Genomic DNA, 26,011 nt, shown 5'->3' on the forward strand with positions numbered 1-26,011 from the left:
GCCGTTGTGTCGGATTCCGGTCTACGGCAGCAGGGGCTGGCCGGCCCCGGCTGACGTTACAGACCTAGCGAAATTGGCTGTGCGAAAGGGTGTCTCGCGCGATTTTCGGTGCGAGACACCCTTTCGTGACGCTGGGGGCCTGTTTCTGTCGGTGCCCGTCCGCACAGTGGTCGCACATCCACTACCGCGGAGGAGCACCGATGTGCTGGCAATGTGACAACCCCGAAGCGACGTATGGCGACTACCTCGACCATCTGGACGGCATCATCGCCAAGTGCGGCTGGGCGGTGCAGTGCATCCGGCGCGACAAGCTGTACCCGCCTTGGGCGTACACCGTCGGGCTCAGTGCGCAGGATGAGCCGGAGTTGGTGATCACCGGTCTGCACCATAAGAAGGCACACCGATTACTCAACAGCATCGCGCACACCGTCTTTGAGACCAGCTTCGCACCGGAACCCGGCCAACGGATCACGATGCACGGAGGCTCGGTGATCGAGATCGTCGAGGTGGCCGAGCCGACGGCGCATCTGCATACCGCGGTCAATATGTACGGGCCGTATATCGCCGCGATCCAACTGGTGTACACCGACGATCGCGGGCACTGGCCGTGGGACGTCGGCTACCGGGGTGGGAATGGGGGCCAGCCGGTGCTGGGACCGCGAGGATTTCCCGGCGCGAGCCCGGATTCCTGAGTCCTGGTCAGGAATGCAGGCTCGTGCCGGGCGCCAGTCGTTGGACAGCGTCTTCCATATGTGCTTCCAGTAACGAAAGGAGGGTTTCCAGGTCGTCGTCGCGAATGGCCTCGATGATCCGGTTGTGTTCGCTCACGCGTTCTTCGACGCGCTGGTAGGTACCCTGCAGCGCGGCGAGGCACATCCGGGTCTCGATCAGCAGCGTGCTCGCCATGCGGACCAGGCGTTTGCTCCCCGAGGCGTTGATCAGCGCCTCGTGGAACCGGAGGTCCGCCGCGGACAGCGCCGTCGGGTCGTCCTCGTCGGCGGCGGCGGACATCGCCGCCACGGTCTCGTCCAGCGCAGCCGCGGCGGTCTCCCGGTCGCCGCGCATGATGCGGAACGCCGCCGCGCGCTCGATGGCCCAGCGTGCCGAGTAGATGTCGAAGACGTCGCCGGGTTCGAGGTCGATCACGAACAGCCCGCGATGCCGTTCGCTGCGCAGCAGACCCTCCGAGACCAGTCGTTGCATCGCCTCACGCAACGGTCCCCTGGACACTTGGAACCGCGCGGCGAGCTCGGTTTCGCCCAGCTGCGTGCCGGGTGGCAGTGTGCCGGTCATGATCGCGTCGCGCAGTTGCCGCGCGATGATCCCGGCCGTCGACTCCCGGCTGACCGGCTCGATATCCGCCAAGGACATGGTCATTCGCCCCTTCGCCTGAACAGTGCGCCCAAGGTGCGCACGAGCCGGTGTTCGCCGAGAAGCCGCAGTCCTTCCCACACGGTGACCTGGTTGGCGGTCAGGACGGGTTTGCCCAGTCTGTCCTCGACGGTGTTGACCTCGGCCAGCGTGCGCATCGCGGTGTCCGGGACGAGCACGGCCTGCGCGTCGGGATGGTCGTGGGCCAGCGCCAGGTTCACCACGGCTTCGGGGGTCAGTCCGCCGACCTCCGCCGCGGTGGCGATGTCCGCGCTGGCCATCGAAACCACGTCGATCCCGGCTGAGCCCAGGAAGTCGACGAACAGCTTGGCGACGTCGTCGGGGTAGCTCGCCGCGACGGCGACGCGATGGATCCCGAGTGCGCGCGCCGCGTGCACGAACGCGAAGGAGGTGCTCGAAGCCGGTACCCCGGCCACGGCCGCCAGTTTCTCGACCTGCTCGCGGGCGCCGTCCCAGCCGTAGACAAAGCTGCCGCTGGTGCACGCCCAGATAACCGCGTCCGGTTGGTGTTTCGCCAGCAGCGACGCGCCTTCGGCGAGCCTGGTTTCGCTGCCGAGGTCCAGCAGCTCCGGCACGGCGTGCAGGTCGGTGCCGTAGATGTGTTCGACCGGCAGCGCGATGTCGTCCCCGAGCAGCCGTTGCGCGAGGAGGTACTCGTCCTCGGCGGCGTGGTCGGGGTAGATGAAGCCGATCGTGGCCATGCGCGCTCCCTGGGAATGAAGATTGTCGACAATCCTAGTAGGTCGGGTCAAGACACCTCGCGCAGCCACTTCCCCGGGCCGACGATGGGCAGGCCCATCCGTTTGAGGCAGGCCCACATGGTCAGCTGGTTGGCGGTCAGTACGGGTTTGCCGAGTGCGGCTTCGAGCGGCTCGATCACGTCGTAGGTCGGCAGGTTGGTGCAGCTCACGAAGATCGCCTCGGCGTCCGGGTGGTCGGCGGCAAGGATGCGCTCGGCGATGGTCCGGTAGCTGACCTTCCAGATCCCGCCACCGAGACCGAGGTGATCGCTCGACACCGTCCGCACGCCGAGCTCGGCGAGGAAGTCATGCAGCTTCTCGGTCAGGTCTTCGACGTACGGGGTGAGCACCGAGACGTTCCGCAGGTCGAGCTGGCCGAGCACCTCCGCGAGCGCGCCGGATGTGGTGACGGCGTCGGGGGCGCCGGCGTCGCAGATGGCCTTGGTGAGCGAGCGTTCGTAGTCGACGCCGTTGATAAAGCTCCCTGAGCTGCACAGATAGGCAACGACCTCGGGCTCGACGTGTAGGACGTCGCGCGTCGCGGCCGCCAGGTGACGGCTGTCGCTGACGAGCTGGGCCATCTCCATGCTCACCGGCACGGGTTCATACGGCGTACGCGCCAGATGCAGGGAGACCTCCATCGGCACCCAGCGCCAGAGTTCGCGTTCCAGCGCCAGGTCGAACGGCGCGATCACACCGATGCCCCGCTGGGCCAACGGGCCCTCGAACGCGAGTAGGTCGAATTCCAAGCTCCAGCCTCTCCGCCGAGGACGCGCTGCCGATTGTTGACAATCATACGAACCGCTCATACCGTGTCAATGTGATCGGCCCGGATTCCTCAATGCTTGTTTCCCCCTTGCGCGAGTCCCTGGTGCTTGCTGTGCTCTGCGGCGACCAGCGCCCACCGGACATGCACAGCATCGAAAAGCTCGCCTCGGTTCGTTACACCGACGCCGCCGGCTTGGCCGAGGCGCTGCGCGGAGCGGACGCACTGTTCGTCTACGACTTCCTCTCCGACGCCGTACCTGGTGCGTGGCACGCCGCCGATCGTCTTCGCTGGCTGCATATCGCGAGTGCCGGCGTCGATCCCGTGCTGTTCCCCGCGTTGCGCGAGAGCGACGTCGTCCTCACCAATTCGAAGGGCGTGTTCGACGACTCGATCGCCGAGTACGTCCTCGGCGTCGTGCTGGCCTTCGCCAAGGGCTTCGCCCGTTCGCTGGATCTGCAACGGGAAACCCGTTGGCAGCACAGGGAGAGCGAGCGGATCGCCGGCCGACGCGCATTGGTCGTCGGCACCGGGGGCATCGGCCGCGCCATCGCACGCCTGCTGCGCGCGGCGGGGATGACCGTCGCCGGAGCGGGCCGTCGCGCGCAGGACGACGACCCCGACTTCGGCACGGTGTACGCGGCAGACGAGCTCGACAAGCATCTCGGCTACGTCGACTACGTGGTCGCCGTGGCGCCGTTGACCGAGCAGACCAAAGGCTTGTTCGACGCGCGCGTGTTCGCCGCGATGAAGCCGTCCGCGCGCTTCGTCAATGTGGGCCGTGGCGAGCTGGTCGTCACCGCGGACCTCATCGACGCGCTGCGGGCGGGCAAACTCGCCGGTGCCGCGCTGGACGTCTTCGAAACCGAGCCGCTTCCCGCCGAAAGTCCTTTATGGACGTTGGACAACGTGCTCGTGTCCCCGCACATGTCCGGCGACTTCGTCGGCTGGCGGAACACGCTGGTCGAGGTCTTCGCCGCGAACTTCCAGCGCTGGCTGGATGGCAAACCGCTCGAGAACGTCGTGGACAAGAAGCTGGGCTACGTGCCCTCAGTGCGCTAGGGAGGCCAATGAACAACGTCGGCACCTCGTTGACGGCGAGCGAGCTCGTCGCCGCCTATTCGACCGGGGAGTTTTCGCCCGTCGAAGCCACCGAGCTCGCGCTCACCGCGATTGCCGAGCGCGATCCCGAACTCAACGCGTATTGCCTGGTCGATGCGGACGGCGCGCGAGAGCAGGCGAAGGCGTCCGAGGTCCGCTGGCGCGACGGCAACCCGATCGGCGGACTCGACGGCGTCCCGTCCTCGGTGAAGGACATGTTCCTCACCCAGGGCTGGCCGACGTTGCGCGGTTCGAAGTGCATCAGCCCCGATCAGCCATGGGAGGTCGACAGCCCGGTTACCGCGCGGATGCGGGAAAACGGCCTCGTGCTGCTCGGCAAGACCACCACCCCGGAACTGGGTTGGAAAGGCGTCACCGAAAGCCCGCTGACCGGCATCACCCGCAACCCGGCGGACCCGTCGAAGACGTCCGGCGGTTCCAGCGGCGGCAGCGCGGCGGCGGTCGCGACCGGGATGGGCGAGCTGTCGGTGGGCACCGACGGCGGCGGGTCGGTGCGGATCCCGGCGTCGTTCTGCGGGATCGTCGGGTTCAAGCCGACCCACGGCCGGATCCCGCTGTACCCGGCGAGCCCGTTCGGGCCGCTCTCGCACGCCGGTCCGATGGCGCGCTCGGTCGACGACGTCGCGCTGCTGCTCGACGTCCTCGCGACACCCGACTACCGCGATCCGGCGGCCCTCGCGCCGCCGGTCGGGACGTACCGCGAAGCCGTCCGGCGCGACGTCCGCGGGTTGATCGCGGCGTTCTCGCCGACCCTTGGCTACATCGACGTCGACCCCGAAGTCGCCCGGATCGTGGCCGACGCCGTCGCGGGACTCGGCGAGGCGGGGCTGCACATCGAGAACGCCGATCCCGGGTTCACCGATCCGGTCGATTCGTTCGGCGTGTTGTGGTCGACCGGAGCGGCGAAGTGGCTCGACACCTTTCCAGCCGGCTCGAAGGAGCTCGTCGACCCAGGTCTGCGCAAGGTCTGGGAGAAGGGCCGGACGTTTTCGGCGAGCGACTACCTCGACGCCAGCGCGGAACGGGCGGCGCTGGGCATCCGGATGGGCGAGTTCCACACCCGTTACGACGTCCTCATCACGCCGACCATGCCGATCACCGCGTTCGAAGCCGGGCACGACGTGCCGCCGGGCAGCGGGCTGTCGAGCTGGCCGGAATGGACGCGGTTCACCTACCCGTTCAACATGACCCAGCAGCCCGCGATCACCGTTCCCGCCGGTCGCACTGTGGCGGGTCTGCCCGTGGGCCTGCAGATCGTCGGTCCGCGCCACTCCGACGACCTCGTCCTCGCCGTCGCGAAACTCCTCGAAGAAACCCGCCCCTGGCCCACCTGACCCTTTCGCAACTCGCCGTCGAGTTGCGATAGGTAAGTACTGAGAGACCCCACAAAAGCGCAAAAGTGGGACGCCCGGGTCAGTGGCGGGTGAGCGTGCGGATGTCGCGGCTGAGGAGGGCCAAGAGCGTCGTCGCGACGACGAGGGCGGCACCAGCGAGCAGGGTGGTGCCGGTGCCGAAGTGGGCGGCGAGCGGGCCGACGGTGACCTGGCCCAGCGGCATCGCGACCATCGAGCCGAGCATGTCGTAGGAGTAGACCCTGGCGAGCTTGTCCTCGGGGACGTTCTGCTGCAGCGACACATCCCACGCGATCCCGAACTGCTCCATCGCCAGCCCGGTCACGAACATCGTGATCAGCAGCGCGAAAACCTGCGGCGCCTCGGCCAGGGTGACCATCGGGATCGCGTCGGCCAGCGTCAGCCCGACGCCGAGTAGCAGCGCCCGTCGCGGCTGCCACTTCGCTGCCAGGAACCCGCCGGCGAACGCCCCGGCGGTCTGCGCGGCGAGGATGAATCCCCAGCCGGCCCGCCCGAACGTCGAATCCGCGATGATCGGCCCGAGTATCACCACCCCGCCCACCGACACCGCGTTCACCACCATGAACTGCAGCACCACCACCCACACCCAGGTGCGTGATCTGAACTCGTGCCACCCTGCGGCGAGGTCGGCCAGCACTGAGGTTTTCGCTGGTTTGACCGCCTCGGGAAGCTGAACTCGACGGTAGAAGACTGCCGCGACAGCGAAAAGTGCGGCGTTGGCCGCGATCGCCCAACCCGAGCCCACCGCCGCGACCAGCACTCCGGCGAGCGCGGCCCCGGCGATGCGGCTGATGTTCGCGAGCATCCGCGCCAGCGCGTTGGCCGGCGTCAGCAGTTCGGTGGGCACGGTCTGCGGGGTGATCGCCGACGCCGCGGGCAGCGAAAGCGCGGCCACGCCGCCGTTGACGATGCTCAGCACAACCAGCAGCGGGATCGAGGAGAATCCACAGAGGACACTCAGGGCGATCATCGCCTGCGTGATCGTGGCCGCGACCTCGGTGCCCTGCAGGATGACCGAACGCGGCAGGCGGTCGGCCAGCATCCCGCCGAACAGCAGGAGCACAACGCTCGCGAGTGAGCGTGCCCCGACCACGATGCCGAGGTCGGTGGCCGAGCCGTTCAGGTCGAGCACCGCGAACGCCAGTGCCACCGGGGCGACGGCGTTGCCGAACACGGTGAACGTCCTGCCGGTGGTGAGCCGCCGGAAGTTCTTGTGCCGCAAGGGGGCGGAGAGTGCGGTCGTCATCGCATCGTGAACAACGAGACGGTGGCGCTGACGTGCACCGTGCCCTCGGTGCGCGGCGGTTGAGCGGCCGCGTGCAGCAGCCGGCTCAGCTTGCGGGCATGCTCGACGGCCTCGTCCCAGGTTGCCTGGTCGACCCACAGCTCAGCGTCGGTCATCGCGCCCTTTGTGCCCGCTACCCGGTCTGCGCTGCGACGCTGGAGTTCCTCGGACAACGCGGCAGCGAGGAGCCGTGCGTCGTCGGGCTCGCGGGGGCCCATCCGGCGCCCGCTGTCCGGATCGTGGCGGTAGCGCTTGGCTCGGCCGCCGCGGATTTCGACCTCCTCGACGACGTCGAGCAGGCCCGCGTCGTGCAGCCGCCGGAAGTGGTAGCTGATGTTCGCCTGCGTTTGGTCCAGCTCGCGGGCCGCTTCGGCAGCGCTCATCGCGACTCCGGTGAGCAGCGAAAGAATGCGCATCCGCAACGGATGGGCGAGCACACGAAGGCCGTCGAGCGGTGGTTCCCCAGTCATGCCGTCCACTATCGCGACCCGCCCGCCGACTGTCAAACAGTTATTTGGGGGTCGGAGAGTGCACACGCATGCTCGCGAAGTGCCCGCGAGCGCGCGTGGGATGCGCTCAGAGTGTGAACGCCGTGCCGTCGAGGGGGAGTTCGGCGCCGGCGGCGAGGACGATGGCGTGCTCGGGGGACGTCGGGTCGAGGACGGGGTTGGTGTTGTTGAGGTGCGTGTAGACCCACTTCGTCGCAGGCCGGGCGACGAGGTGGGCGGCAATGTGCGGCAGGCTGTCGACGATCGGGAGGTGGCCCATCGCGCGCTGGGCGTGGTCGGCGACGCCGGCGCGGGTGGCGCCGGACATCTCGCTCGGTGAGTAGAACGTGCCGTCGAGGGCCACCAGATCCGCGTCGGCGACGAGCTCGTCGAAGCCCTCCGGCCACTCCGCCAGGCAGGGCGCGTAGACGAACACACCGCCCGTCTCCGCGTCCTCGAACCGGTACGCGACGACCCACGGACCGTCCGCTGTGGACTCTCGCGCGTACTTCGGATGCTTGTCGCTCACCGGAAGCATGCTCACCCGCAGGCCGTCGATGTCCGGCTTCGAAATCCACTCCCAGCCGCCGTAGCCGTCGATGATCTTCCGCATCGGGAAGTCGTTCCGCAGCGTGTCGAGCACGGCGTCCGGCGCCCACACCGGCAGCCCGCCGCCCGCCTCGCGCAGCATCAGCAGCCCGAGCGAGTGGTCGAGTTCGGCGTCGGTGAGCAGCGCGCCGCGGATCGGGATCTCCCGCGGCCCCGGCCCGGCGGCCAGCTCCGGGGTCGACAGGAGCTGCGACCGGATGTCCGGTGACGCGTTGACGAGGTACCAGCCGCGCCCGTCCGCACTGACCGCGACGCAGTCCTGACTTCGTGGCGGCGAACCGGATTTGCACAGCCGGCACGCGCAGTTCCACTGTGGAAACCCGCCGCCCGCCGCGGTGCCCAGCAGCAGAACCTTCACCGCGCCACCGTCGGCTTCCGCATGACCAACGCGGGCGCGTGCTTCGGCTCGGCCAGTATCAGGTCGACGACGTCGCGCTGCGGCGACCTCGAGCACACGGGGTCGGTCGCGGCGGCGTCGCCGGTCAGCAGGAACGCCTGACAGCGGCAGCCGCCGAAGTCGAGTCCGCGCCTGTCGCAGGAACGGCACGTGTCGCTCATCCAGTCTTCGCCGCGATAAGCGTTGAAGGAGCTGGACTTGTACCAGATGTCGGCCAACGGCGTGTCGAGCACATTGTCCAGTTTCAGCGTCTCGATCGCGCTCGCCGCCGGGCACGGCAGCACGGTCCCGTCCGGCGCGATCGTCAGTTGCCGCGCGCCCCAGCCGTACATGCACGGTTTCGGGTACGGCTCGTAGTAGTCCGCGACGACGTAGATGACTTCCATCGTGCCGCGCAGCCGTTCGGTGGCCGCGCGCACGAGCGGCTCCGCGGTCTCCAGCTGCTCGGGCGTCGGCATCAGCGCGTCGCGGTTGCGCAGCGCCCAGCCGTAGTACTGGGTGTTCGCCAACTCAAGCCGGTCTGCGCCCATCCGCTCGGCCAGCGCGATGATCCCGGCGAGCTGGTCGTGGTTTTCCCGGTGCAGCACGACATTGACCGACAGCGGCAGCTCGGCCGCCTTGATCAGCGCGGCCACCGCGATCTTGTGGTCGTGCGCCCGCGTGCCGGCGAGCAGGTCGGCGCGTCCCGCCTCGGCGGCCTGGACCGACAGCTGGATGTGCGCGATCCCGCGATCGACCAAGTCCGCCAGCCGGGTTTCGGTGAGTCCGAGCCCGGACGTCACGAGGTTGACGTAACAGCCGAGATCGCTCGCGTGCTGGACGAGCTCGGGCAGGTCCGGACGCGCGAGCGGCTCGCCGCCGGACATGTGCACCTGCAGCACGCCCAGTTCGCGGGCCTGGGTCAACGTCGACTTCCACCGCTCGGTGGACATCTCGCCGTCACGCGCGATCAGTTCGAGCGGGTTCGAGCAGTACGGGCAGTGCAGTGGGCAGCGGTGCGTCAGCTCGGCCAGCAGACCGAGCGGCGGCTCGGCGGTCACGTCCATTCGACGACCCTCCGGTCGGCGAATCGGGTGAGTACGTCGAGCACATCCTGTTCCCGCACACCGGAATACCGGCCGCGCAAGACGTCCGTGACCGCGTCGACTGATGCCTTCCCGTCGCACAGCCCCAGCACCGCGGCCGCTGTCGCGTTGGGCACGAGGACTCCCTCCGGGAAGAGCAGGACGTGGGTGTCGCGGACGTGGTCGTACGTCAGCCGCACGCCGCGCCGCAGCCGCGGTACCGACGTCGGGCCGACGGCCGTCACGCCTTGACCCCGGCGCGTTCGATGGCGTCGAGCATCGACCACAGCACGTCGCATTTGAACGACAGCGCGGCGATGGCCTTTTCCTGCTGCTCACGCGTCACGCAGTGGCGGACGACGAGGTCGACGGTGGCCTTGCCCTCGCCGGAAACAGCGTTGATCCGGTTGGTGAAGTAGGCGAGGTCGGCCGGCGCGATCCAGGCGTAGTTCGCGAGCATGTCGGCGACGCGTTGCTGCATCAGGTGCCCGGCGAACATCTCCGTCAGCCCCGACGCGACCGCCTCCACCCACGGTTTTGTGCGCGCGAACGTGACGTATGCGTCGACGGCGAATCGCACGCCAGGAACGAGGTGGCGTTCGTCGAGGACCTCGTCGCGGTCGAGCCCGACGGCTTCGCACAGCCGCAGCCAACGCTCGGCGCCACCGTCACCGGCGGTCTTGCCGTCGTGGTAGACGATGCGGTCCAGCCATTGCCGCCGGATCTCCGGGATCGGGCAGTTGCTGATGATCGCGGCGTCCTTCTGCGGCAGGTTGCACTGGTAGTACCACCGGTTCGCCGCCCACATCCGCAGCTCGTACTCGGTCAGCTCGCCGTTGTGCAGCCGGTGGTGGAACGGATGCGTGCCCCAGTAACGGCTGGACAGAGCGCGGAGCGCGGCGACGAACTCTTCGCCGTTCATCGGCGTGACGGTGGACATCTCTTGCCTCCAACGGTCGATGCGACACGTGGGGGGCGGGGACCGGCGGAGGCCGATCCCCGCCGCTGCGCTCGTCACTCCATACGCGCCGCGTACGCGGTGACCTCCATCGGGACTTCGTATTCGACGAAGTCGGGGGTGGTCCAGACCTCGGATGTGCTGGGTTCGTTCATCTTGACTCCTCGGATCACGATCACCGGAGCTCGGGTGGGCCCCGTCACCCTAAGAGCATCGACAGTGGTTAGACCAGATGTTCGGCCGAATTCGGGCTCGTGTTCGTTAAGATTCCTTCCGATGGGCCAACGGGCCCGTGGAGAAGATCTACAGCGCGCGACGAGCCTCGGATGTACCGCAACTCGCCGTCGACTTGCGATCGCAAGTCGACGGCGAGTTGCGGAGCTAGCGGGTTGCGGCCTCGAGCTCGGCGAGGGCGGTGTCGAGATGGGTGAGGATGCGCTGCAGGTGGGGGACGCTGCGGCGGCAGCCGGTGATGCCGAAGTCCAGGTTGTCGCCGTTGCTGGTCAGCGTGATGTTGAGCGCCTGGCCGTCGAGTAGCACGGACGCCGGGTAGACGCCGTCGAGCTGCGCGCCGTTCCAGTACATCTGCTTGCGGGGGCCGGGCACGTTGGAGATGATGATGTTGAACGGCGGCCGGGTGTTGTTGACGACGCCGGGGATCGGCGAGATGCCGAGCTGCGCGACGTTGAGGCCGGAAAGCAGCATCGTCTGCAGCGGCGTGAGTTCGGAGAACAACCGCTTGCCGTTGCGCATCGACTGGTGGATCGCCGTGAGCCGCTGGGCGGGATCGGTCTGGTCGGTGGCGAGGTTGCACAGCAGCGCGCCGATGTTGTTGCCGGCCGCTTCGCCGGCGTCGGTCTTCCGCCGCAGCGAAACCGGCACCATCGCGACCATCGGCGCGTCCGGCAGCGCGCTCTGCTCGATGAGGTAGTCGCGCAGCGCGCCGGAACACATCGCGAGCACGACGTCGTTGCGTGACACCCCGGCCGCGGAAGCGATCTGACGCACCCGGTCCAGCGACCACGACTGCGCGGCGAACCTTCGCGCTCCGCCGATCGGCACGTTGAGCATGGTTTTCGGGGCCTGCATCGGCAGCGTCAGGGTGTGCTCCCGGAAGGCTTCCCCGGCCACCTTGAACGCGGCGGGCGCGACACCGGCAAGCTGGCTGAACGTGCGTCCGGCGGTCCGGAAGAACGAGCTCGGCGCTTTGCCGTTTCGCGCCGAAGGCTCCTTTTGGCGCGTTCCCCACGGTGGTGGGCAGTCGAGGTCGTCCGGGTCTTCGCTGAGCGTGCCCTGCAGCTGTTTGAGCGCCGAAACGCCGTCCATCAACGCGTGGTGGATCTTGGTGTAGATCGCGAACCGGTCGTCGGCCAGGCCCTCGATGAGGTGGATCTCCCAGAGCGGGCGATGCCGGTCGAGCAGGGTTCCGTGCCATCTCGACGTGAGTTCGAGCAGCTCGCGGATCCGGCCCGGCTGCGGCAGCGCGGAATGACGGAAGTGGTAATCGAGTTCGAGGTTCGCGTCCTGGGACCACCCGAGGTAACCGGCGGTGTTCACCGGGCGTGACGGGCGGCGCCGGAAAAGACTGCGCATGTTCGTACTGTCGAGCAGGTCGCGACGCAGATTACTGAGATAGTCCGGACCGGCGCCTTCGGGTTTCTTGAACAACTGCAAGCCGCCGACGTGCATCGGGTGCTCACGCGTCTCCACCAGCAGGAACATCGAGTCGGTCACGGGCATCAAGGGCATCGAGGACCACCTTCCGGGTACCGACGGCATCGCCGGCAACGCTGCCGATAACACTGCCGAGAACAGTGTTCACGCCGGACAGCCGAGTCTACGCACAGCGGGGCGCGGGCAAAGAAAAACTCATCCCGCCGACTGTGCGTGTTTCCCGGAATTTCCGCCACGGCCGACACCGGAACCCCCTGGCCTGATCGTTCAACGATCCACTACCCTCCGGACGTGCACACAACGCCTGCCCTCACCGGTGCCCGGCACCTGGTCGAAACCCTGACCGCACTAGGCGTCGAGGTGGTGTTCGGCCTTCCCGGGGTGCACAACCTGCCGGTTTGGGAGGCGTTGGCGCACACGGACATCCGGCTCATCGGGGTCAGACACGAACAGACCGCGGGCTACGCCGCCGACGGGTACGCCCGCGCCACCGGCAAGCTCGGCGTCGCCATCGTGACGACGGGTCCGGGCGCGGCGAACACGCTCGCCGCGGTCGGTGAGGCGAAGGCGTCCGGGTCGCCGCTGCTGGTCATCGCGACCGACATCCCGTCGACGCTGCGCCGCCCGGGTGTCGTCCGCGGGGTCCTGCACGAGACCTCGGACCAGCAGGCGATGTTCGCCCCGGTCACCAAGGGCGGGTTCACCGTCGGGAACGCCGACGAGATCGCCGGCACCGTCCGCAAAGCCGCCGAGCTCGCGCTCCGGCCGCAAAGCGGCCCGGTCTACCTCGGCATCCCCACCGACTTCCTCAAAAACGAGACCGTGGCGATCCCGTACACCCCGGACCCGGTTCGCGCGTTCGGCCCCGTGGACACCTGGCGCGCCGAAGACCTGTTGGCCAACGCCAAAAGGCCGCTGATCTGGGCCGGCGGCGGCGCGCTGCGGTCCGGCGCCGGGCCCGCGATCGGCGCGCTGGCCGAGCGGCTCGCGGCGCCGGTCATCACGACGTTCGCGGCGCGGGGCCTGCTGCCGGTCGACCACCCGTGCCTGGCGCCGAACCCCGTGCACGCGCCCGAGGTCGGCCGGCTGTGGGACGAGGCCGACGTGGTGCTCGGCATCGGCACCGACTTCGACGGCCTGATGACCCAGAACTGGCTGATGCCACCACCGCCGAAGCTCATCGTGATCAACGTCGACGCCGAGGACGCGGGCAAGAACTACCTGCCCGATGTCACACTCGTCGGGGACGCGCGCCAGGTCGTCGAAGCGCTGCACGTTCCGCAGCGGCGCGGGCTCGACGAGTTGGAACTGCGGCTCAAGAAGATCGCCGGCATTTTGCGCCACCGCGTGCGCGAGGAGGAGCCGCAGGCCGCGGATCTGTTGGCCACGTTGGAAGAAGTGCTGCCGAAAGACGCCACGGTCGTCGCCGACATGTGTGTCGCGGGGTACTGGCTCGGTGGTTTCCACCGGGTTCCGTCGGCCGGCCGGTTCGCCTATCCGATGGGCTGGGGAACGCTCGGGTTCGGGTTCCCGGCGTCGCTCGGCGCCGCCGCGGCGGGTGGCGGCCGGACGATCTGCGTCAGCGGCGACGGTGGATTCCTGTTCGCCTGCGGGGACCTGGCGACGCTCGCGCAGGAGGAACTCCCGGTAACGGTGATCATTGTGGACGATGGTGGCTACGGAATGCTGCGCTATGACCAAGATCGCGAGAACCTGCCGCATCGCGGGGTCGACCTCGACAGCCCGGACTTCGTCGGACTGGCCCGGTCGTTCGGTGTCCACGCGGAACGAGTCGCCGGGTTCGGACGCGCTTTCCGGCGGTTGCTCAGCGAGTTCGTCGAGGCCGACGAGCCGAACGTGCTGGTCGTGCGGGCGAAGCTCAACCCGCCGCTGAACACCTCTCCCCGCTGGTACCGGCGGTGACCGGCCTCCGAATCGGGGTCGACATCGGTGGCACGTTCACCGATCTGTGCGTGCTCGACGCGTCCGGGGTGGTCGCCGTCGGCAAGGTGCTCACCACGCATGACGAGCCCGCTCGCGCTGTCGAGCAGGTGCTCGTCGAAACGCTGCGATCGGCCGGACTGTCCACAGCGGACGTTGAGCAGCTCGTGCACGGCACGACCTTGGTGACGAACGCGCTGATCGAACGAAAAGGCGCGCGGACGGCGCTGCTGGCGACAGCCGGGTTCTCCGACGTGCTCGAAATGCGTCGTGAGCACCGGTACGAGCTTTACGACCTGCTCATCGAACTCCCGGTCCCGCTGGTGCCCAGGCATCTGCGGTTCGATGTCCCGGAGCGGATCCTCGCGGACGGAACCGTCCACACGAGACTTGACGAGGACTACGTCGCGCGGCTGGGACGAGAACTCGCCGAACGCGGGATCGAGGCGGTCGCGATCTGCTTCCTGCACGCCTTCACCGATCCGTCGCACGAACGCCGGGCCGCCGAAATCCTGCACGAGGTCGCACCCGGGCTCAGCGTCGCGCTTTCGTCCGAAGTGGTTCCGGAGATCCGCGAATTCGAACGGATGTCGACGACGGTGGCGAACGTCTACGTGCGGGACCTCACCGAACGCTATTTGCGCGATCTCGAGCGCCGGCTGCATGCCGTCGGTATCGGGCCGTCGCCGCACATCATGCTGTCCAACGGCGGAATAGCCACAGTGGACACCGCTGCTCGGTACCCGATTCGCATCCTCGAATCCGGACCGGCCGGGGGCGCGCTCGCGGCGTCGGCGTTCGGCGCGGTGGCGGGGGAAGCCGACCTCCTGGCGTTCGATATGGGCGGTACGACGGCGAAACTGTGCATGATCTCCGGTGGTGCGCCGCTGGTCACCCACGAGTTCGAGGTCGACCGGAAGTACCGGTTGCTGCCCGGTTCCGGCCTGCCGGTGAAGGTCCCGGTGACCGACATGATCGAAATCGGGGTCGGCGGCGGCTCGCTGGCCCGGATCGACGCGCTGGGCCTGCTGACGGTCGGCCCGGATTCGGCGGGGTCCGAGCCTGGGCCGGTGTGCTACGGCCGTGGTGGTACCGAACCGACCGTCACGGACGCCGATCTTGTGCTCGGCTATCTCGATCCCGGCTATTTTCTTGGCGGCGAAATGGCGTTGGACGCCGAAGCCGCCGCCGAAGCGATTCGAGTGCGGATCGCCGATCCGCTCGGTGTGTCCGTCGCCCAGGCCGCATACGGCATCCACGTGAGCGTCAACGAGGATATGGCGAATGCGGCTAGAGTCCACGCTGTTGAACGCGGGAAGAATCCCGCTGAGCTTCCGTTGTACACCTTCGGCGGAGCGGGGCCGGTGCACGGTGCCGGGGTTGCCAGGGCGCTCGGAGCGCCGAGGGTGGTCGCGCCGCCCGCGGCGGGGGTGATGAGTGCGATCGGATTTCTCACCGCGCCGCTGGCCTTCGACTTCGTCCGGTCCGCGCGGGCGAACGTTCGGGATCTGTCGTGGGACCAGGTCGACGCGCTGTTCGCCGAGATGGAGGACGAAGGCGCGAAGCTGCTTGTCGAGTCCGGAGTGGACAGTTCCGGCATCACGCACAGCCGGATTGCCGAAATGCGGTACGCCGGTCAGGGATATGAAATTCGAGTTCCGGTGGTCGCGACGAGCGGTACTTGGCCGGACGCGTTGATCGACGCGTTCACCACCGCGTACCGGGCGCTCTATCAGCGTACCGGGCCGCAAGTCGACGTCGAGGTGCTCAACTGGCGGGTGGTTTCCGCAGGACCCGTTCCCGAGGTGGCACTACGGTTGAACACCAGCGCCTCCGGTGAGGCGCGCAAAGGCTCACGCTCGGCGTACTTCCCCACCGTGGGTGGATTTGTCGACACCGCGGTGTTCGATCGGTACCGACTCGTGCCGGGGGACATTGTCGAAGGTCCGGCAATCGTCGAGGAACGTGAGTCCACTGTGGTCGTCCCGCCGGGGGCGAGTTGTTCGGTGCGGACCGATTCCAGTCTGGTGGTGACAGTGTGACGGTCGATCCGATTCTGGTCGGGGTCATCGGCAACCGGCTGCACTCCATTCTCGCCGAGCAGCAGAACGCGCTGGTCAACACGGCATTCTCTTCGGTGGTAAGGGAATCGTTCGACCTGGCCTGCGCGGTGTTCGACTCGAGCGGGCAGATGATCGGTCAGTCGATCGGTGGCACCCCGGGCCATATCAACGCGATGGCCACCGGAATGCGCCACTTCCTGGCCGCGTATCCGCCGGAGAGCCTGGTACCCGGTGATGTCCTGCTCACCAACGACCCCTGGCAGACAGCCGGGCAGATCAACGACATCACCGTGGCCACGCCGGTGTTCCTCGGCAGTACACTCGTAGCGTGGTTCGCGTCCTGCTGTCACTCTCCGGACATCGGCGGGCGGCTGGTTTCGGCTGAGGCGAGCGAGGTCTTCGAAGAGGGCTTGCGCCTGCCGATCATGAAGTTCCTCCGGGCTGGTGAGGTTAACGCCGATCTGGAACTGGTGATCCGGGCGAATGTCCGCACGCCCGAGGAAACGCTCGGTGATCTGTACGCGCAGGTGACCGGGAACGAGGTCGGCGCGGCCGGGTTGGTCCGACTGCTCGGGGAGTTCGGGCTCACGTCGTTGGACGGGATCGCCGCCGAAATCATGAACCGGTCCGAACGCGCGCTGCGTGACGCGCTGGCGGAAATCCCGGACGGCGTCTACACCAGCGAGTTGACTACCGACGAAGACATCGTGCTCAAAGTGGCGGTGACCGTCGCGGGCGAGGAAATCCACATCGACTTCGCCGGTTCGTCTCCGCAAAGCAGTCGTGGCATCAACGTCGTACTCAACTACACCCGGGCGTACGCGTCGTTCGCGGTGAAGGCGGCGATCGCGCCGGGTGTGCCACACAACGCCGGCTCGTTCCGGCCGGTCCACGTCACCGCGCCGGTCGGTTCCGTACTCAACTGCACCCCGCCGGCTCCGGTCGCCTCGCGGCATTTGATCGGACACTTCCTCCCGTCGCTGCTGATCAGCGCGTTGCACAAAGCGTTGCCCGGCAATGCTTTGGCGTACAGCGCCGATGCACTGTGGATGACCATCTGGCGAGGCGCGGAAGCGAACGGCCGCGAGTTCATGCTGACCGTGTTCCAGACCGGCGGCATGGGCGCACGGGCGATCAAGGACGGGCTGAGCACCACGGGATTCCCCAGTGGACTTCGGTCGACGCCGACCGAAGTCGTCGAGACCATGGCGCCACTGATCCATCGAGAACGAGTGTTGCGAGTGGACTCTGGTGGGGCCGGTCGGCAGCGAGGCGGGCTTGGCCAAGTCACGTCGGTAGCCGCACGGGGTGAGATCTCCTGGAGTGTCAACGGGAACATCGACCGGACACGCCGTCCGGCGTCCGGTGTGGATGGTGCCGGTCCCGGCGCGTCGGGCCGGTTCGGTCTGCTGGCGGGCGAGGAACTTCCCGGTAAGAGCCGGGTCGAACTCGGGCCGGACGACGTCGTCGAGCTTCTCCTGCCGGGTGCTGGCGGCTATGGTGACCCGCTGGATCGCGCCGTCGCCGCGGTGCTCGCCGACGTCGTCGACGGGTATGTGTCGATCGAAGCGGCGCGCGAAAAGTATGGCGTCGACGTACGGTACGTCGGCAATCCGGACGCGCTCGTCCGGTTGCCGGAGGACTACCGCGTCGACAGTGGACAGACAGCATTGCTGAGGGGAAAGGACTAGAAATGGGTCGGTTGGCCGATAAGGTCGCGGTGGTTTTCGGTGGTGCGCGGGGGATCGGTCTCGCGACGGTGAAGGAGTTCCTCGACGAGGGCGCCACGGTGTTCGCGAGTGACATCCGCGAGCCTGCCGAGGAGATCGACCACGAGAGCTATTCGCACGTGGTCGTCGATGCGACGGACGAGACGCAGGTCGACGAGTTCGTCCGCGGGGTGCTCGCGAAGACGGGCCGGATCGATGTGCTGTTCAACAACGTCGGCATCCACCTCGGGAAACCCCTTGCGGACACCACGCTCGCCGAGTTCGACAACATCTTCGCGTTGAACGTCCGTGCGGCTTTCCTCGGTACCCGGGCGGTTCTGCCGCACATGATCGAACGGAAGACCGGCAGTATCATCACCACCTCGTCGAACGGCGGCGTGATGGGCCGCCCCGGCGACCCGGTGTACAACGCCACCAAGCACGCGCTCGTCGGGATGACGAAGTCGCTCGCGGTCGCCCACGCGCATCAGGGAATCCGCGCCAATACGGTCAATCCCGGCGCCATCGACACCGACATGCTGCGCGGGACACTGAGTTCCCCGGAGGAGTTCGAGGCCAAGCAGCACCAGCTGGTCGCGAGCACTCCGGCGGCCAGGGTCGGCGAGGCGTGGGAGGTCGCGAAGGCCGTGGTGTTCTTGGCCAGCGACGAATCCCGGTTCATCAACGGGATAGTGGTCCCGATCGACGGCGCGAAGGCCGCGGGCGCGCTGCCGGGCAACCGCTACAGCTTGGACTTCGAACTCGGCGTGCAGTGAGCCCGGTGTCCACAGTGGAGGTTTCGACCGCACTGCGGGGCGCCAAGGAGCTGCTCGAGCGTTGCGGAACCGCCGAGCGTGTCGCGGCGATCCTGCGGGAGCGGATCACGGAGGGTGCGTTCCTGCCGGGTGCCCGGCTGTCCGAACCGGCCATCAGCACCGCGCTGGGCGTGTCTCGCAACACCTTGCGCGAATCCTTTCAGCTGCTGGCCCACGAGCGGCTTGCCGTGCACGAACTCAATCGCGGAGTCTTCGTTCGCGAACTGACCGCCGCGGACATGCGTGATTTGTACGCCATCCGCCGGGTTGTCGAATGTGGAGCGTTGCGTCGCGCGGAGGAGCTCGGCGATGTCGACCTCGGCGGGCTCGCGCGGGCGCTGGACGACGGCCGTGCTTCGGCGTCGCAGGAGGACTGGCAGGCGGTCGGTACCGCGAGCATCCATTTCCACCAGGCCATCGCGGACCTGGCGCGCAGCGAACGCGTCAGCACGACCATGCGTCAGGTACTCGCCGAGACCCGGCTGTTCTTCGTGGTCGCGGAAGGGACGCGGGCGTTCTTCGAGCCGTACCTCGACCGGCACGAGAGGATTCTCAGCAAGCTGGAACGCGGCCGGTTCGACACAGCGGAACAGGCGCTCGACAAGTATCTCCGTGATGCCGAGAAGCAACTTCTCAAGACCGCCCGAAAGGGCTGAGCTCGGTCGGCGGACTTGAACGGGATGCGCAAGCTCGGCATAGTCGGACGACGAATGACGTCTACCGCGGGCGGCTGGACACCCTTGAGCAGACCTGGCGGGTCTTGGCCGAGCTCGGCGACGCGCTGACCGAAGACCAATGGTCCACCGGAACCCGTTGTACCGGTTGGGATGTGGCCGCGCTGTACGCACATCATTCTCGTATCCCGCGGTTACTGAGTGGCACGCCGCCGGAGTCGGCCGAGGTCGGCGAACCGCAGTCGGCCGTCGAGCTTCTTCGCCGGTACAACGCTCCGGGCGGGCTCGCGCACACGATGGCAGGGCCGATTGAGGAAGGGGAAGTCGCCGAAGCTGCCACGCACACCAGAAGGCAGTTGGTGGACAGGTTCGGCGTGGACGGGCCGCGGGCAGTGAGTCGGCTGCGGCAGGTCGAGGCGACGCTGGTCGTGCCATGGGTGACGCGGTGGTCTTCGCGGTCGAAGCACTGCGGATCGTCCTGCTGGAAGCGACGGTGCACTTGCTTGACGTGCAGCGGGCGCTCGGACGTGCTCCGATCGTGCCGGAAGCAGCGCTCGACGAGACCGCGCGGCTGCTGGTCGAGGTCGCTCCGGCCGTCGAGTTCATCGAGGCCGCCACCGGCCGTTCGTCGTCCTCACCCTTGCCAATCCTGCGCTAACGCGACGCCCGTACCCGCAACTCGCCGTCGAGTTGCGATCGTTGGTGATCCCAACTATCGCAACTCGACGGCGACTTGCGGTGGAGCTGGGGTCAGCAGGTGAGGGTGGGGCGGGCCCAGTCGGCATGGTCGTAGCTGTTGCCGTCGCCGCCATCGGTCACGACGAGGTCGATCACCTGCACCCCGGCGAGGTCCGCCTGCAGGTGAGCGGCCGGCATCCCGGGCCGGAAGACGTCGGTGGCGGCGAGTAGTTTGCCGTCCCCGAGTATCTGGAACGAGACGCTGCCCTGGTTCTCCTCGTCGTCCAGGCCGGCCAAGGTGTCGAGCGACTTGCAACCGCCGCCGAGATAGAACCTGACGTCGGACGGCGCGTGCACACCGAACCCGTCAGTGAACACAGCGCCGTGGATGGTGATCGGGTGGCCATCACCCTGCGCCTGCTCACCGTTGCTCATGTCGCGTTCGACCGGACCCCAGCCGTTCGCCGCGGAGATCCAGGAGGCCTTGGACAACGCGTTCGTACCACTGGGCATCTCGGCCGCGATCGCCAGCGAAGCGTTGTCGGTGGCCGTTTTCGGGCCGGTGACGGTCAGGTAGTGGGCGGACGCCTTGACCGCGACCGAGGTTCCGGTCGGTGACTGCGGTCGCACGGTCCAGGTCTGCATCCACGACTTGCCCGGCAGCACCAGCGGAGTCCGCGCGTCGCTCTGCCCGCTGACGACCCAGCCCGAGGGGACGTCCAGGTGGACCTGGCCGGCCACGACGGGCGTGCTGCCGTCGTTGAACAGCTGCGTCGTCGCGGTGAAGGGCTTGTCCGCCGTCGTGTACTGCAACGCGCTGAGCGACAGCGTTGTCGCCGGTGACGCGGCCGGGAACTTCGACGGTGAGACGCGGTAGACGGCCGCGCCATGGGCCGGCACCGAGGCACGCAGCGTCCCCGTGCTCTCCGTGACGGCGTTCGACCACAGCTCGCGAACCTGGTAGTCCCGCGCCGAACCGAGGCCGATCTCCTTGGCGGTGCTGGAGATCGCGGCTGTCGTCTCGCCCCGGTTGAACAGCACGACGGTCGACGAACCGTCGGACATCGGCTTGGTCCAGACCTCCAGGTCGCCGTCGTCACGGACCTTGTGCCCCTGCACGCCGCCCCAGTCCTGGTCGACCGCGATGAGGTTCTTGTTCGTGAGGATCTGCTTGGTCGCGTCGCTCATCGAGGCCAGGTCGTTGCCGGCGATCAGCGGAGCGTTCAGCAAGGACCACAGCGCGAAATGCGCCCGGTACTCGGTGTCGGTCATCCCGCCGTTGCCGACTTCGAGCATGTCCGGGTCGTTCCAGGCGCCGGGCCCGGCGTACTTCTCCAGCCCGACCTGCTGGTCGAGGTTGCTCAGCATGCTGGACCAGTTGTCGGAGATGTCACCGGTGGTGCGCCACAACTGCCCGCCGACGTCCTTGCCCCACAGCCAGGACTTGTTCTGGCCCCATTCGCAGAGCGCGTAAACGATCGGACGCCCGGTGGCCTTCAGCGCGTCGCCCATCGCCTTGTACCGGTCGATCGCGGGGCGGTCCTGGTTGTTGCAGTTGTCGTACTTGACGTAGTCGACGCCCCAGTCGGCGAAGATCTGCGCGTCGGCCTGCTCGTGGTCGAGCGCGCCGGGCATGGTGTTGGCGCAGGTCATCGTGCCGGCGCTGGTGTAGATGCCGAGCTTGAGGCCCTTGCCGTGGACGTAGTCGGCGAGCGCCTTGATGCCGCTCGGGAAGCGCTCGTGGTTGGCGACGAGCTTGCCCTGCGCGTCGCGGTCGTGCTCGGCCCAGCAGTCGTCGATGTTGACGTAGGTGTAGCCGGCGGCCTTCATTCCGGTCGACACCATCGCGTCCGCGGCGTTCCGGATGACCTGTTCGTTGATGTTGCAGTTGAACTTGTTCCAGCTGTTCCAGCCCATCGGCGGGCTGTCGGCCAGTGTCGAGGGAGCTGCTTGGGCGGTCGCGGCGACTGCGCTGACCGCGCCGGCCGGGTTGGCGAGGATCGTTCCGGCCGCGACGGTGGCGGCGAGCAATCCAACAAGACGACGCATATTTCCTCCACGAGTGCGCAACTCTGCACAAACTCCCTCAATAATCACCATAAGGCGACGTTTGCCGTCAATGGGCCATTGGTAGGTAAGTTCCCGCTCCGACCGGTATGTCGGTCGCCGGGATGCGGCCTCGACGGCTGGTTGTCGCCGCGTGCGGGGTAGAAAGAGTCCATGGAGATGCGGGCGCTCGACGGGATCAAAGTCGTCGACCTGTCGCGCATCCTCGCCGGGCCGTACTGCACCCAGTACCTCGGTGAGATGGGCGCGGACGTCGTCAAGGTGGAACCGCCCGGCCACGGCGACGACACCCGGACCTGGGGACCGCCGTTCGTCGGTGACGAGGCCGTCTATTTCCTCGCCGCCAACCGGAACAAGCGCGGCATCGTGCTTGACCTCAAAAGCGAGCGCGGGCAGGACGCCGTGCGCCGGCTCGTGGCGGACGCGGACGTGCTGGTCGAGAACTTCCGGCCGGGCACGCTCGAACGCTGGGGGCTCGACTACGCGAGCTTGTCGGCGGTGAACCCGCGGCTGATCCACGTGTCGATCACCGGATTCGGCCAGACCGGGCCGTACCGCGACCGGCCCGGGTACGACCTCGTCGCGCAGGCTCTCGGCGGCGTGATGAGCCTGACCGGGGAGGCCGACGGCGCGCCCGCGAAGGTCGGCCTGCCGGTCGCGGACCTCAACGCTGGCACGTGGGCGATCATCGCGGTGCTGATGGCGTTGCAGGCCCGGCACATCACCGGCCGCGGGCAGTACCTCGACGTGTCCCTTTTGGACACTCAGCTGGCCTGGCACGTCTACGCCGCCGGAGCTACGTTCTACGACGCGAAACGGCCGCAGCGCATGGGTTCAGCGCATCCGAGCATCGTGCCGTACCAGGCGTACCAGGTATCGGACAGCTGGTTGATCATCGCGATCGGCAGCGAGAAGCTGTGGCGTGCGTTCTGTGCGACGGTCGGTCTCGACCTCGCCGAGGACCCGCGGTTCGTCAGCAATGCCGCGCGATCGGCGAACCGCGAGGTGCTGAACGCGATGTTGTCCGCGGTGCTGATCACGAGGACGTCCGCCGAGTGGATGGCGCTGTTCGACGCGGCGAGTATCCCGGCCGCGCCGATCAACACCATCGACGACGTCTACGCCGACCCGTGGACCGAGGAGCGCGAGCAGGTCGTGCGGTTGCCGCATCCGGGCATCGGGACCTACGTCGGCACCGGGTTCCCGGTCAAGGCGTCGGGTACCCCGGCCGCGCCGACGTCGGCCCCGCCGATGCTCGGCCAGCACACCGCCGAAGTCCTCGCCGAACTCGGCTACACCGAGGCGGAGATCGCCGGGTTTCTGGGGTAAGCGATCAGGCGCCTTCGAGTGGGGGCCAGCCCAGCGGGATGGCCTTGGTCAGGCAGAAGGGGTGGCCCGCGGGGTCCAGGAGGACGCGGAAGAGGTCCGGGTTGGGCTGCTCGTCGGTGACCTTCGCGCCGAGGCGGACGGCTTCGGCTTCGGCCGCGTCGAGGTCTTCCGCGGCGAGGTCGAGGTGGATGTGGTTCGGCGTCGGCCCACCCGGCCAGGTCGGCGGCTCGTAGCCGTCCACCCGCACCATGCTGATCGCGCCCCGGCCGGTGCTCACGATGGTGCCGTTTTCGCTCTCGTAGACGATCTTCCCGCCGAGCAGCTCGATCCAGAACTCGACCAGCGGAGCGCGCTCGGCGCAGTTGAGGGTGACGGATGCCAGAGACGCCAAAGTCATGGCGCCACGCTACCGAGAATCCGATGGCATCGAACGCCCTTTAAGGCAGACGTCGGGATCAGTGGTGGTCACCGAACAGCGCGCTGACGGACTCGCCGTTGTGGATGTGGCTCATCGCCTTCGCGATCGCCGACGCCACCGACAGCACCTGCAGCTTCGGGGTGCGCTTCTCCTCGGGGATGGGGACGGTGTTGGTGCAGATGATCTCCAGCACGTCCGGGTTGTCACCGATGCGGTCGAGCGCGCCGGCCGCGAACAGTCCGTGGGTGCAGGCGACCCGCATCGACTTGACGTCTTGCTCGCGCAGCCGGTCGATGAGCTCCAGGATCGTGCTGCCCCGGGCGATCTCGTCGTCGAGGATGATCACGTCGCGCCCGGCGACGTCACCGATGATCGAGCTGATGGCGACCTTGTCGTCGGCGAAGCGCTCCTTCGCACCGGCCGCGACGCCGACGCCGAGCATCCGCGCGAACGCCGACGCCGCCTTCGCGTTGCCGAGGTCGGGGGAGACGACGATCGAGTTGTCCAGGTCGTAGTCGCGGAAGTGGTCGGCCAGCTCGCGCAGCGCGTGCAGGTGGTCGACAGGGACACTGAAGAACCCGTGGACCTGCGGGGAGTGCAGTGTCATCGCGAGGACGCGGTTCGCGCCGGCCGTCACCAGCAGGTCGGCGATCAGCCGCGCGCCGATCGAAATGCGCGGGGCGTCCTTCTTGTCCGAACGGGCGTAGGCGAAGTGCGGCATGACGACGGTGGTCCTGGCCGCGGAGGCGCCGCGCGCGGCGTCCAGCATGAGCAGCAGCTCGACGAGGTTTTCCTGCACCGGCGGCACCAGCGGCTGGATGATGAACACGTCCCGTTCACGGCAGTTGGCCTGCAGCTGGACCTCGATGCAGTCGTTCGCGAAGCGGCTGATCCTGGTCGGTGACAACGGGACGCCCAGCTCGTCGCAGATCTCCTGAGCCAGTTCGGGATGGGCGGAACCACTGAAGATGGCGATCTCTCGCACCTGGCGTTCTCCTGTTCAAGGTGGCCGGTTCTAGCACGCGAGTTATCCACGATGGAGTGTTAGTCAAACACGTCTCGTGGGGTAAGGATGAGGGAACGAGAGCTTCCCGACGAATCGAGGACGACGATGGTGACCCGTGCGCAGCCGACCAACCCCCTGTGGCATCCCTTCGCCGACATGGGCGCGGTGGATGGGGACAGGGTGGTCATCACCCGGGGTGCGGGCTCGTACGTCTGGGACGACCAGGGCAACCGCTACTTCGACGCGACGGCGTCGCTCTGGTACGCCAACTTCGGGCACGGCCGCGACGAGATCACCACGGCCGTCACTGATCAGCTGCGCAAGCTCGACTCGTACAACCTGTTCGGCTATTACGCCAATGAACCCGCGCTAGAGCTGGCCGAGCGTGTCTCCGCGCTGGCGCCGACGCCCGGGTCGAAAGTGTTCTTCGGCTCCGGTGGCGGTGACGCCGTCGACACGGCCGTCAAGATCGCCCGCGCGCATTTCGCCCAGACCGGACGTCCGGAGAAGACCCACGTCATCGGCCGGGTGCAGGGCTATCACGGCACCCACGGCTACGGGACGGCCGTCGGCGGCATCCCGGTGAACGGCGCAGGCTTCGGGCCGCTCGCGGGCGACTTCTCGCACGTCCCGTACGACAGCGCCGAGGCACTCGACGCCGAGATCCAGCGGGTCGGCGCGGACAAGGTCGCGGCCTTCTTCTGTGAGCCCGTCATCGGAGCCGGCGGCGTCCTGCACCCGCCGGAGGGATACATCGAGGCCGTCGCGGACATCTGCCGTCGACACGGTGTGCTGTTCGTGGCGGACTGCGTCATCGCGGCGTTCGGGCGGCTCGGCACGTGGTTCGGCATCGACCGGTGGCCGGTGGAGCCGGACATGATCACCGTCGCGAAGGGCATCACCGGGGGCACCATCCCGCTCGGTGCGCTGATCGTCGCGCCGCATGTCGCCGAGCCGTTCTTCACCGGTGCGCCCGGCGCGCCGACGCTGCGGCACGGTCCGACGTACGCCGGACACCCGGTGGCGTGCGCGGCGGGCAACGCGACGCTGGACATCTACGAGCGCGACGGCCTGATCCCGCGCGGCCGCGAGCTCGAGAAGCCCCTCGCTGACGCGCTGGCCGGCGTCGCCGATCACCGGCTCGTCGGCGAAGTGCGTGCTGGGCTTGGGTTCCTGGCCGCTGTCGAGCTCGCTCCGGACGTCCTCGCCGCCGACCCCGGCGCCCCCGGACGTTGGCAGCGCACGTGTCGTGAGGAGGGGCTGCTGGTGCGTCCCGTCGCGAAGGGCATCGTAATGTCGCCCCCGCTCATCGCCGACGAGCCGGAGCTGGAACTCCTCGCTGCTGGCTTGCCCCGCGCTCTGGAGCGGCTGGCGAAGTCCCTTTAGCGGCGCTTGCGGCGTTTAGCGGCGCTTGCAAGTCTAGCGACCCCTCGGGGCCACCCC

The 26,011-nt window shown here is 67.9% G+C and carries 25 protein-coding genes and 1 pseudogene; 12 read left to right on the forward strand and 14 right to left on the reverse strand.

What is annotated here, in order from left to right; genetic code table 11:
* Nucleotides 1–200: 200 nt before the first annotated feature.
* Nucleotides 201–692 carry a DUF4262 domain-containing protein gene (locus JWQ81_RS19965; protein ID WP_297543702.1) on the forward strand — a complete coding sequence of 164 codons (492 nt, stop codon included), beginning with the start codon at nucleotides 201–203 and terminating at the stop codon, nucleotides 690–692.
* 7 nt (nucleotides 693–699) lie between these two features.
* Here the strand turns inward: JWQ81_RS19965 and JWQ81_RS19970 are convergent, their stop codons facing one another.
* From JWQ81_RS19970 to JWQ81_RS19980, 3 genes are read right to left on the reverse strand one after another with little or no spacing between them, the layout of a single operon-like run.
* Nucleotides 700–1,371 carry a GntR family transcriptional regulator gene (locus JWQ81_RS19970; protein WP_297543704.1) on the reverse strand — a complete coding sequence of 224 codons (672 nt, stop codon included), beginning with the start codon at nucleotides 1,369–1,371 and terminating at the stop codon, nucleotides 700–702.
* A gap of 2 nt (nucleotides 1,372–1,373) precedes the next feature.
* Nucleotides 1,374–2,093, reverse strand: a complete 720-nt coding sequence (locus JWQ81_RS19975) for a maleate cis-trans isomerase (RefSeq protein ID WP_297543706.1) — start codon at nucleotides 2,091–2,093, stop codon at nucleotides 1,374–1,376.
* A gap of 47 nt (nucleotides 2,094–2,140) precedes the next feature.
* Complete coding sequence (locus JWQ81_RS19980) at nucleotides 2,141–2,881, reverse strand: Asp/Glu/hydantoin racemase (protein WP_297543708.1); 741 nt, start codon at nucleotides 2,879–2,881, stop codon at nucleotides 2,141–2,143.
* Between the two features lie 92 nt (nucleotides 2,882–2,973).
* On the opposite strand from JWQ81_RS19980, the gene JWQ81_RS19985 reads away from it, so the two are divergent.
* Complete coding sequence (locus JWQ81_RS19985; RefSeq protein WP_297543710.1) at nucleotides 2,974–3,960, forward strand: D-2-hydroxyacid dehydrogenase; 987 nt, start codon at nucleotides 2,974–2,976, stop codon at nucleotides 3,958–3,960.
* 8 nt (nucleotides 3,961–3,968) lie between these two features.
* Complete coding sequence (locus JWQ81_RS19990) at nucleotides 3,969–5,354, forward strand: amidase (RefSeq protein WP_297543712.1); 1,386 nt, start codon at nucleotides 3,969–3,971, stop codon at nucleotides 5,352–5,354.
* A 79-nt stretch (nucleotides 5,355–5,433) separates the two neighbouring features.
* On the opposite strand, the gene JWQ81_RS19995 is transcribed toward JWQ81_RS19990, so the two are convergent.
* The 8 genes from JWQ81_RS19995 to JWQ81_RS20030 form a co-directional block, all read right to left on the reverse strand.
* Nucleotides 5,434–6,639 (reverse strand): MFS transporter, encoded by a 1,206-nt coding sequence (locus tag JWQ81_RS19995; RefSeq protein WP_297543714.1) that lies wholly within the window; start codon nucleotides 6,637–6,639, stop codon nucleotides 5,434–5,436.
* Nucleotides 6,636–7,148 carry a helix-turn-helix domain-containing protein gene (locus JWQ81_RS20000; RefSeq protein ID WP_297543716.1) on the reverse strand — a complete coding sequence of 171 codons (513 nt, stop codon included), beginning with the start codon at nucleotides 7,146–7,148 and terminating at the stop codon, nucleotides 6,636–6,638. The genes JWQ81_RS19995 and JWQ81_RS20000 overlap by 4 nt, the downstream gene beginning before the upstream one ends.
* A 106-nt stretch (nucleotides 7,149–7,254) precedes the next feature.
* Nucleotides 7,255–8,133: a pyrroloquinoline quinone biosynthesis protein PqqB gene (gene pqqB / locus JWQ81_RS20005; RefSeq protein WP_297543718.1), complete on the reverse strand. Its 879-nt coding sequence runs from the start codon at nucleotides 8,131–8,133 to the stop codon at nucleotides 7,255–7,257.
* Nucleotides 8,130–9,218: a pyrroloquinoline quinone biosynthesis protein PqqE gene (pqqE, locus tag JWQ81_RS20010; protein WP_297543720.1), complete on the reverse strand. Its 1,089-nt coding sequence runs from the start codon at nucleotides 9,216–9,218 to the stop codon at nucleotides 8,130–8,132. Before pqqE ends, pqqB begins: the two co-directional genes overlap by 4 nt.
* Nucleotides 9,209–9,481: a pyrroloquinoline quinone biosynthesis peptide chaperone PqqD gene (gene pqqD / locus JWQ81_RS20015; protein ID WP_297543722.1), complete on the reverse strand. Its 273-nt coding sequence runs from the start codon at nucleotides 9,479–9,481 to the stop codon at nucleotides 9,209–9,211. The genes pqqE and pqqD overlap by 10 nt, the downstream gene beginning before the upstream one ends.
* Nucleotides 9,478–10,176, reverse strand: coding sequence for a pyrroloquinoline-quinone synthase PqqC (gene pqqC, locus JWQ81_RS20020; RefSeq protein ID WP_297543723.1), 699 nt, complete (start codon nucleotides 10,174–10,176; stop codon nucleotides 9,478–9,480). The genes pqqD and pqqC overlap by 4 nt, the downstream gene beginning before the upstream one ends.
* Nucleotides 10,177–10,250: 74 nt before the next feature.
* Nucleotides 10,251–10,349: a pyrroloquinoline quinone precursor peptide PqqA gene (pqqA, locus tag JWQ81_RS20025; RefSeq protein WP_297543725.1), complete on the reverse strand. Its 99-nt coding sequence runs from the start codon at nucleotides 10,347–10,349 to the stop codon at nucleotides 10,251–10,253.
* Nucleotides 10,350–10,575: 226 nt separating this feature from the next.
* Nucleotides 10,576–11,943, reverse strand: a complete 1,368-nt coding sequence (locus tag JWQ81_RS20030) for a wax ester/triacylglycerol synthase family O-acyltransferase (protein ID WP_297543727.1) — start codon at nucleotides 11,941–11,943, stop codon at nucleotides 10,576–10,578.
* 216 nt (nucleotides 11,944–12,159) lie between these two features.
* Here JWQ81_RS20030 and JWQ81_RS20035 point away from each other — a divergent pair, with 216 nt between their 5' ends.
* The 7 genes and pseudogenes from JWQ81_RS20035 to JWQ81_RS20060 all read left to right on the forward strand — a co-directional run bounded on the left by JWQ81_RS20035 (nucleotide 12,160) and on the right by JWQ81_RS20060 (nucleotide 19,728).
* Nucleotides 12,160–13,791, forward strand: coding sequence for a thiamine pyrophosphate-binding protein (locus JWQ81_RS20035; protein ID WP_297543729.1), 1,632 nt, complete (start codon nucleotides 12,160–12,162; stop codon nucleotides 13,789–13,791).
* Nucleotides 13,788–15,851, forward strand: coding sequence for a hydantoinase/oxoprolinase family protein (locus tag JWQ81_RS20040; RefSeq protein ID WP_297543731.1), 2,064 nt, complete (start codon nucleotides 13,788–13,790; stop codon nucleotides 15,849–15,851). Before JWQ81_RS20035 ends, JWQ81_RS20040 begins: the two co-directional genes overlap by 4 nt.
* Nucleotides 15,848–17,563 carry a hydantoinase B/oxoprolinase family protein gene (locus JWQ81_RS20045; RefSeq protein WP_297543733.1) on the forward strand — a complete coding sequence of 572 codons (1,716 nt, stop codon included), beginning with the start codon at nucleotides 15,848–15,850 and terminating at the stop codon, nucleotides 17,561–17,563. Before JWQ81_RS20040 ends, JWQ81_RS20045 begins: the two co-directional genes overlap by 4 nt.
* 2 nt (nucleotides 17,564–17,565) lie before the next feature.
* Nucleotides 17,566–18,357 (forward strand): SDR family oxidoreductase, encoded by a 792-nt coding sequence (locus JWQ81_RS20050; RefSeq protein WP_297543735.1) that lies wholly within the window; start codon nucleotides 17,566–17,568, stop codon nucleotides 18,355–18,357.
* 5 nt (nucleotides 18,358–18,362) lie between these two features.
* Complete coding sequence (locus JWQ81_RS20055) at nucleotides 18,363–19,052, forward strand: GntR family transcriptional regulator (protein ID WP_297543737.1); 690 nt, start codon at nucleotides 18,363–18,365, stop codon at nucleotides 19,050–19,052.
* 104 nt (nucleotides 19,053–19,156) lie between these two features.
* Nucleotides 19,157–19,468 (forward strand): annotated as a pseudogene (locus JWQ81_RS45035) (maleylpyruvate isomerase N-terminal domain-containing protein); the annotation flags it as partial.
* Nucleotides 19,469–19,503: 35 nt separating this feature from the next.
* Nucleotides 19,504–19,728 (forward strand): hypothetical protein, encoded by a 225-nt coding sequence (locus tag JWQ81_RS20060; protein ID WP_297543739.1) that lies wholly within the window; start codon nucleotides 19,504–19,506, stop codon nucleotides 19,726–19,728.
* A gap of 92 nt (nucleotides 19,729–19,820) precedes the next feature.
* Here the strand turns inward: JWQ81_RS20060 and JWQ81_RS20065 are convergent, their stop codons facing one another.
* Nucleotides 19,821–21,797, reverse strand: a complete 1,977-nt coding sequence (locus tag JWQ81_RS20065) for an NPCBM/NEW2 domain-containing protein (RefSeq protein ID WP_297543741.1) — start codon at nucleotides 21,795–21,797, stop codon at nucleotides 19,821–19,823.
* Nucleotides 21,798–21,974: 177 nt separating this feature from the next.
* Here JWQ81_RS20065 and JWQ81_RS20070 point away from each other — a divergent pair, with 177 nt between their 5' ends.
* Nucleotides 21,975–23,144: a CoA transferase gene (locus JWQ81_RS20070; protein WP_366942320.1), complete on the forward strand. Its 1,170-nt coding sequence runs from the start codon at nucleotides 21,975–21,977 to the stop codon at nucleotides 23,142–23,144.
* A 4-nt stretch (nucleotides 23,145–23,148) separates the two neighbouring features.
* Here the strand turns inward: JWQ81_RS20070 and JWQ81_RS20075 are convergent, their stop codons facing one another.
* Nucleotides 23,149–23,541: a VOC family protein gene (locus JWQ81_RS20075; RefSeq protein WP_297543745.1), complete on the reverse strand. Its 393-nt coding sequence runs from the start codon at nucleotides 23,539–23,541 to the stop codon at nucleotides 23,149–23,151.
* A gap of 58 nt (nucleotides 23,542–23,599) precedes the next feature.
* A complete protein-coding gene (locus tag JWQ81_RS20080) occupies nucleotides 23,600–24,547 on the reverse strand; it encodes a ribose-phosphate pyrophosphokinase (protein ID WP_297543747.1) in 948 nt (315 codons plus the stop codon).
* Between the two features lie 126 nt (nucleotides 24,548–24,673).
* Here JWQ81_RS20080 and JWQ81_RS20085 point away from each other — a divergent pair, with 126 nt between their 5' ends.
* A complete protein-coding gene (locus JWQ81_RS20085; RefSeq protein ID WP_297544049.1) occupies nucleotides 24,674–25,954 on the forward strand; it encodes an aspartate aminotransferase family protein in 1,281 nt (426 codons plus the stop codon).
* The last annotated feature ends 57 nt before the right edge of the window (nucleotides 25,955–26,011 follow it).

The sequence above is a fragment of the Amycolatopsis sp. genome, assembly GCF_025464955.1.
Taxonomy (GTDB): domain Bacteria; phylum Actinomycetota; class Actinomycetes; order Mycobacteriales; family Pseudonocardiaceae; genus Amycolatopsis.

What these genes read in the sequence shown, in the direction of transcription:
- JWQ81_RS20000 (WP_297543716.1), bottom strand. Translation starts at nt 7,148, where the DNA reads ATGACTGGGGAACCACCGCTCGACGGCCTTCGTGTGCTCGCCCATCCG.
- pqqA (WP_297543725.1), bottom strand. Translation starts at nt 10,349, where the DNA reads ATGAACGAACCCAGCACATCCGAGGTCTGGACCACCCCCGACTTCGTC.
- JWQ81_RS19985 (WP_297543710.1), top strand. Translation starts at nt 2,974, where the DNA reads ATGCTTGTTTCCCCCTTGCGCGAGTCCCTGGTGCTTGCTGTGCTCTGC.
- JWQ81_RS20070 (WP_366942320.1), top strand. Translation starts at nt 21,975, where the DNA reads ATGCGGGCGCTCGACGGGATCAAAGTCGTCGACCTGTCGCGCATCCTC.
- pqqE (WP_297543720.1), bottom strand. Translation starts at nt 9,218, where the DNA reads ATGGACGTGACCGCCGAGCCGCCGCTCGGTCTGCTGGCCGAGCTGACG.
- JWQ81_RS19975 (WP_297543706.1), bottom strand. Translation starts at nt 2,093, where the DNA reads ATGGCCACGATCGGCTTCATCTACCCCGACCACGCCGCCGAGGACGAG.
- JWQ81_RS20050 (WP_297543735.1), top strand. Translation starts at nt 17,566, where the DNA reads ATGGGTCGGTTGGCCGATAAGGTCGCGGTGGTTTTCGGTGGTGCGCGG.
- JWQ81_RS20085 (WP_297544049.1), top strand. Translation starts at nt 24,674, where the DNA reads ATGGTGACCCGTGCGCAGCCGACCAACCCCCTGTGGCATCCCTTCGCC.
- JWQ81_RS20075 (WP_297543745.1), bottom strand. Translation starts at nt 23,541, where the DNA reads ATGACTTTGGCGTCTCTGGCATCCGTCACCCTCAACTGCGCCGAGCGC.
- JWQ81_RS20060 (WP_297543739.1), top strand. Translation starts at nt 19,504, where the DNA reads ATGGGTGACGCGGTGGTCTTCGCGGTCGAAGCACTGCGGATCGTCCTG.
- JWQ81_RS19965 (WP_297543702.1), top strand. Translation starts at nt 201, where the DNA reads ATGTGCTGGCAATGTGACAACCCCGAAGCGACGTATGGCGACTACCTC.
- JWQ81_RS19995 (WP_297543714.1), bottom strand. Translation starts at nt 6,639, where the DNA reads ATGACGACCGCACTCTCCGCCCCCTTGCGGCACAAGAACTTCCGGCGG.
- JWQ81_RS19970 (WP_297543704.1), bottom strand. Translation starts at nt 1,371, where the DNA reads ATGTCCTTGGCGGATATCGAGCCGGTCAGCCGGGAGTCGACGGCCGGG.
- JWQ81_RS19990 (WP_297543712.1), top strand. Translation starts at nt 3,969, where the DNA reads ATGAACAACGTCGGCACCTCGTTGACGGCGAGCGAGCTCGTCGCCGCC.
- JWQ81_RS20030 (WP_297543727.1), bottom strand. Translation starts at nt 11,943, where the DNA reads ATGCCCTTGATGCCCGTGACCGACTCGATGTTCCTGCTGGTGGAGACG.
- pqqC (WP_297543723.1), bottom strand. Translation starts at nt 10,176, where the DNA reads ATGTCCACCGTCACGCCGATGAACGGCGAAGAGTTCGTCGCCGCGCTC.
- JWQ81_RS20065 (WP_297543741.1), bottom strand. Translation starts at nt 21,797, where the DNA reads ATGCGTCGTCTTGTTGGATTGCTCGCCGCCACCGTCGCGGCCGGAACG.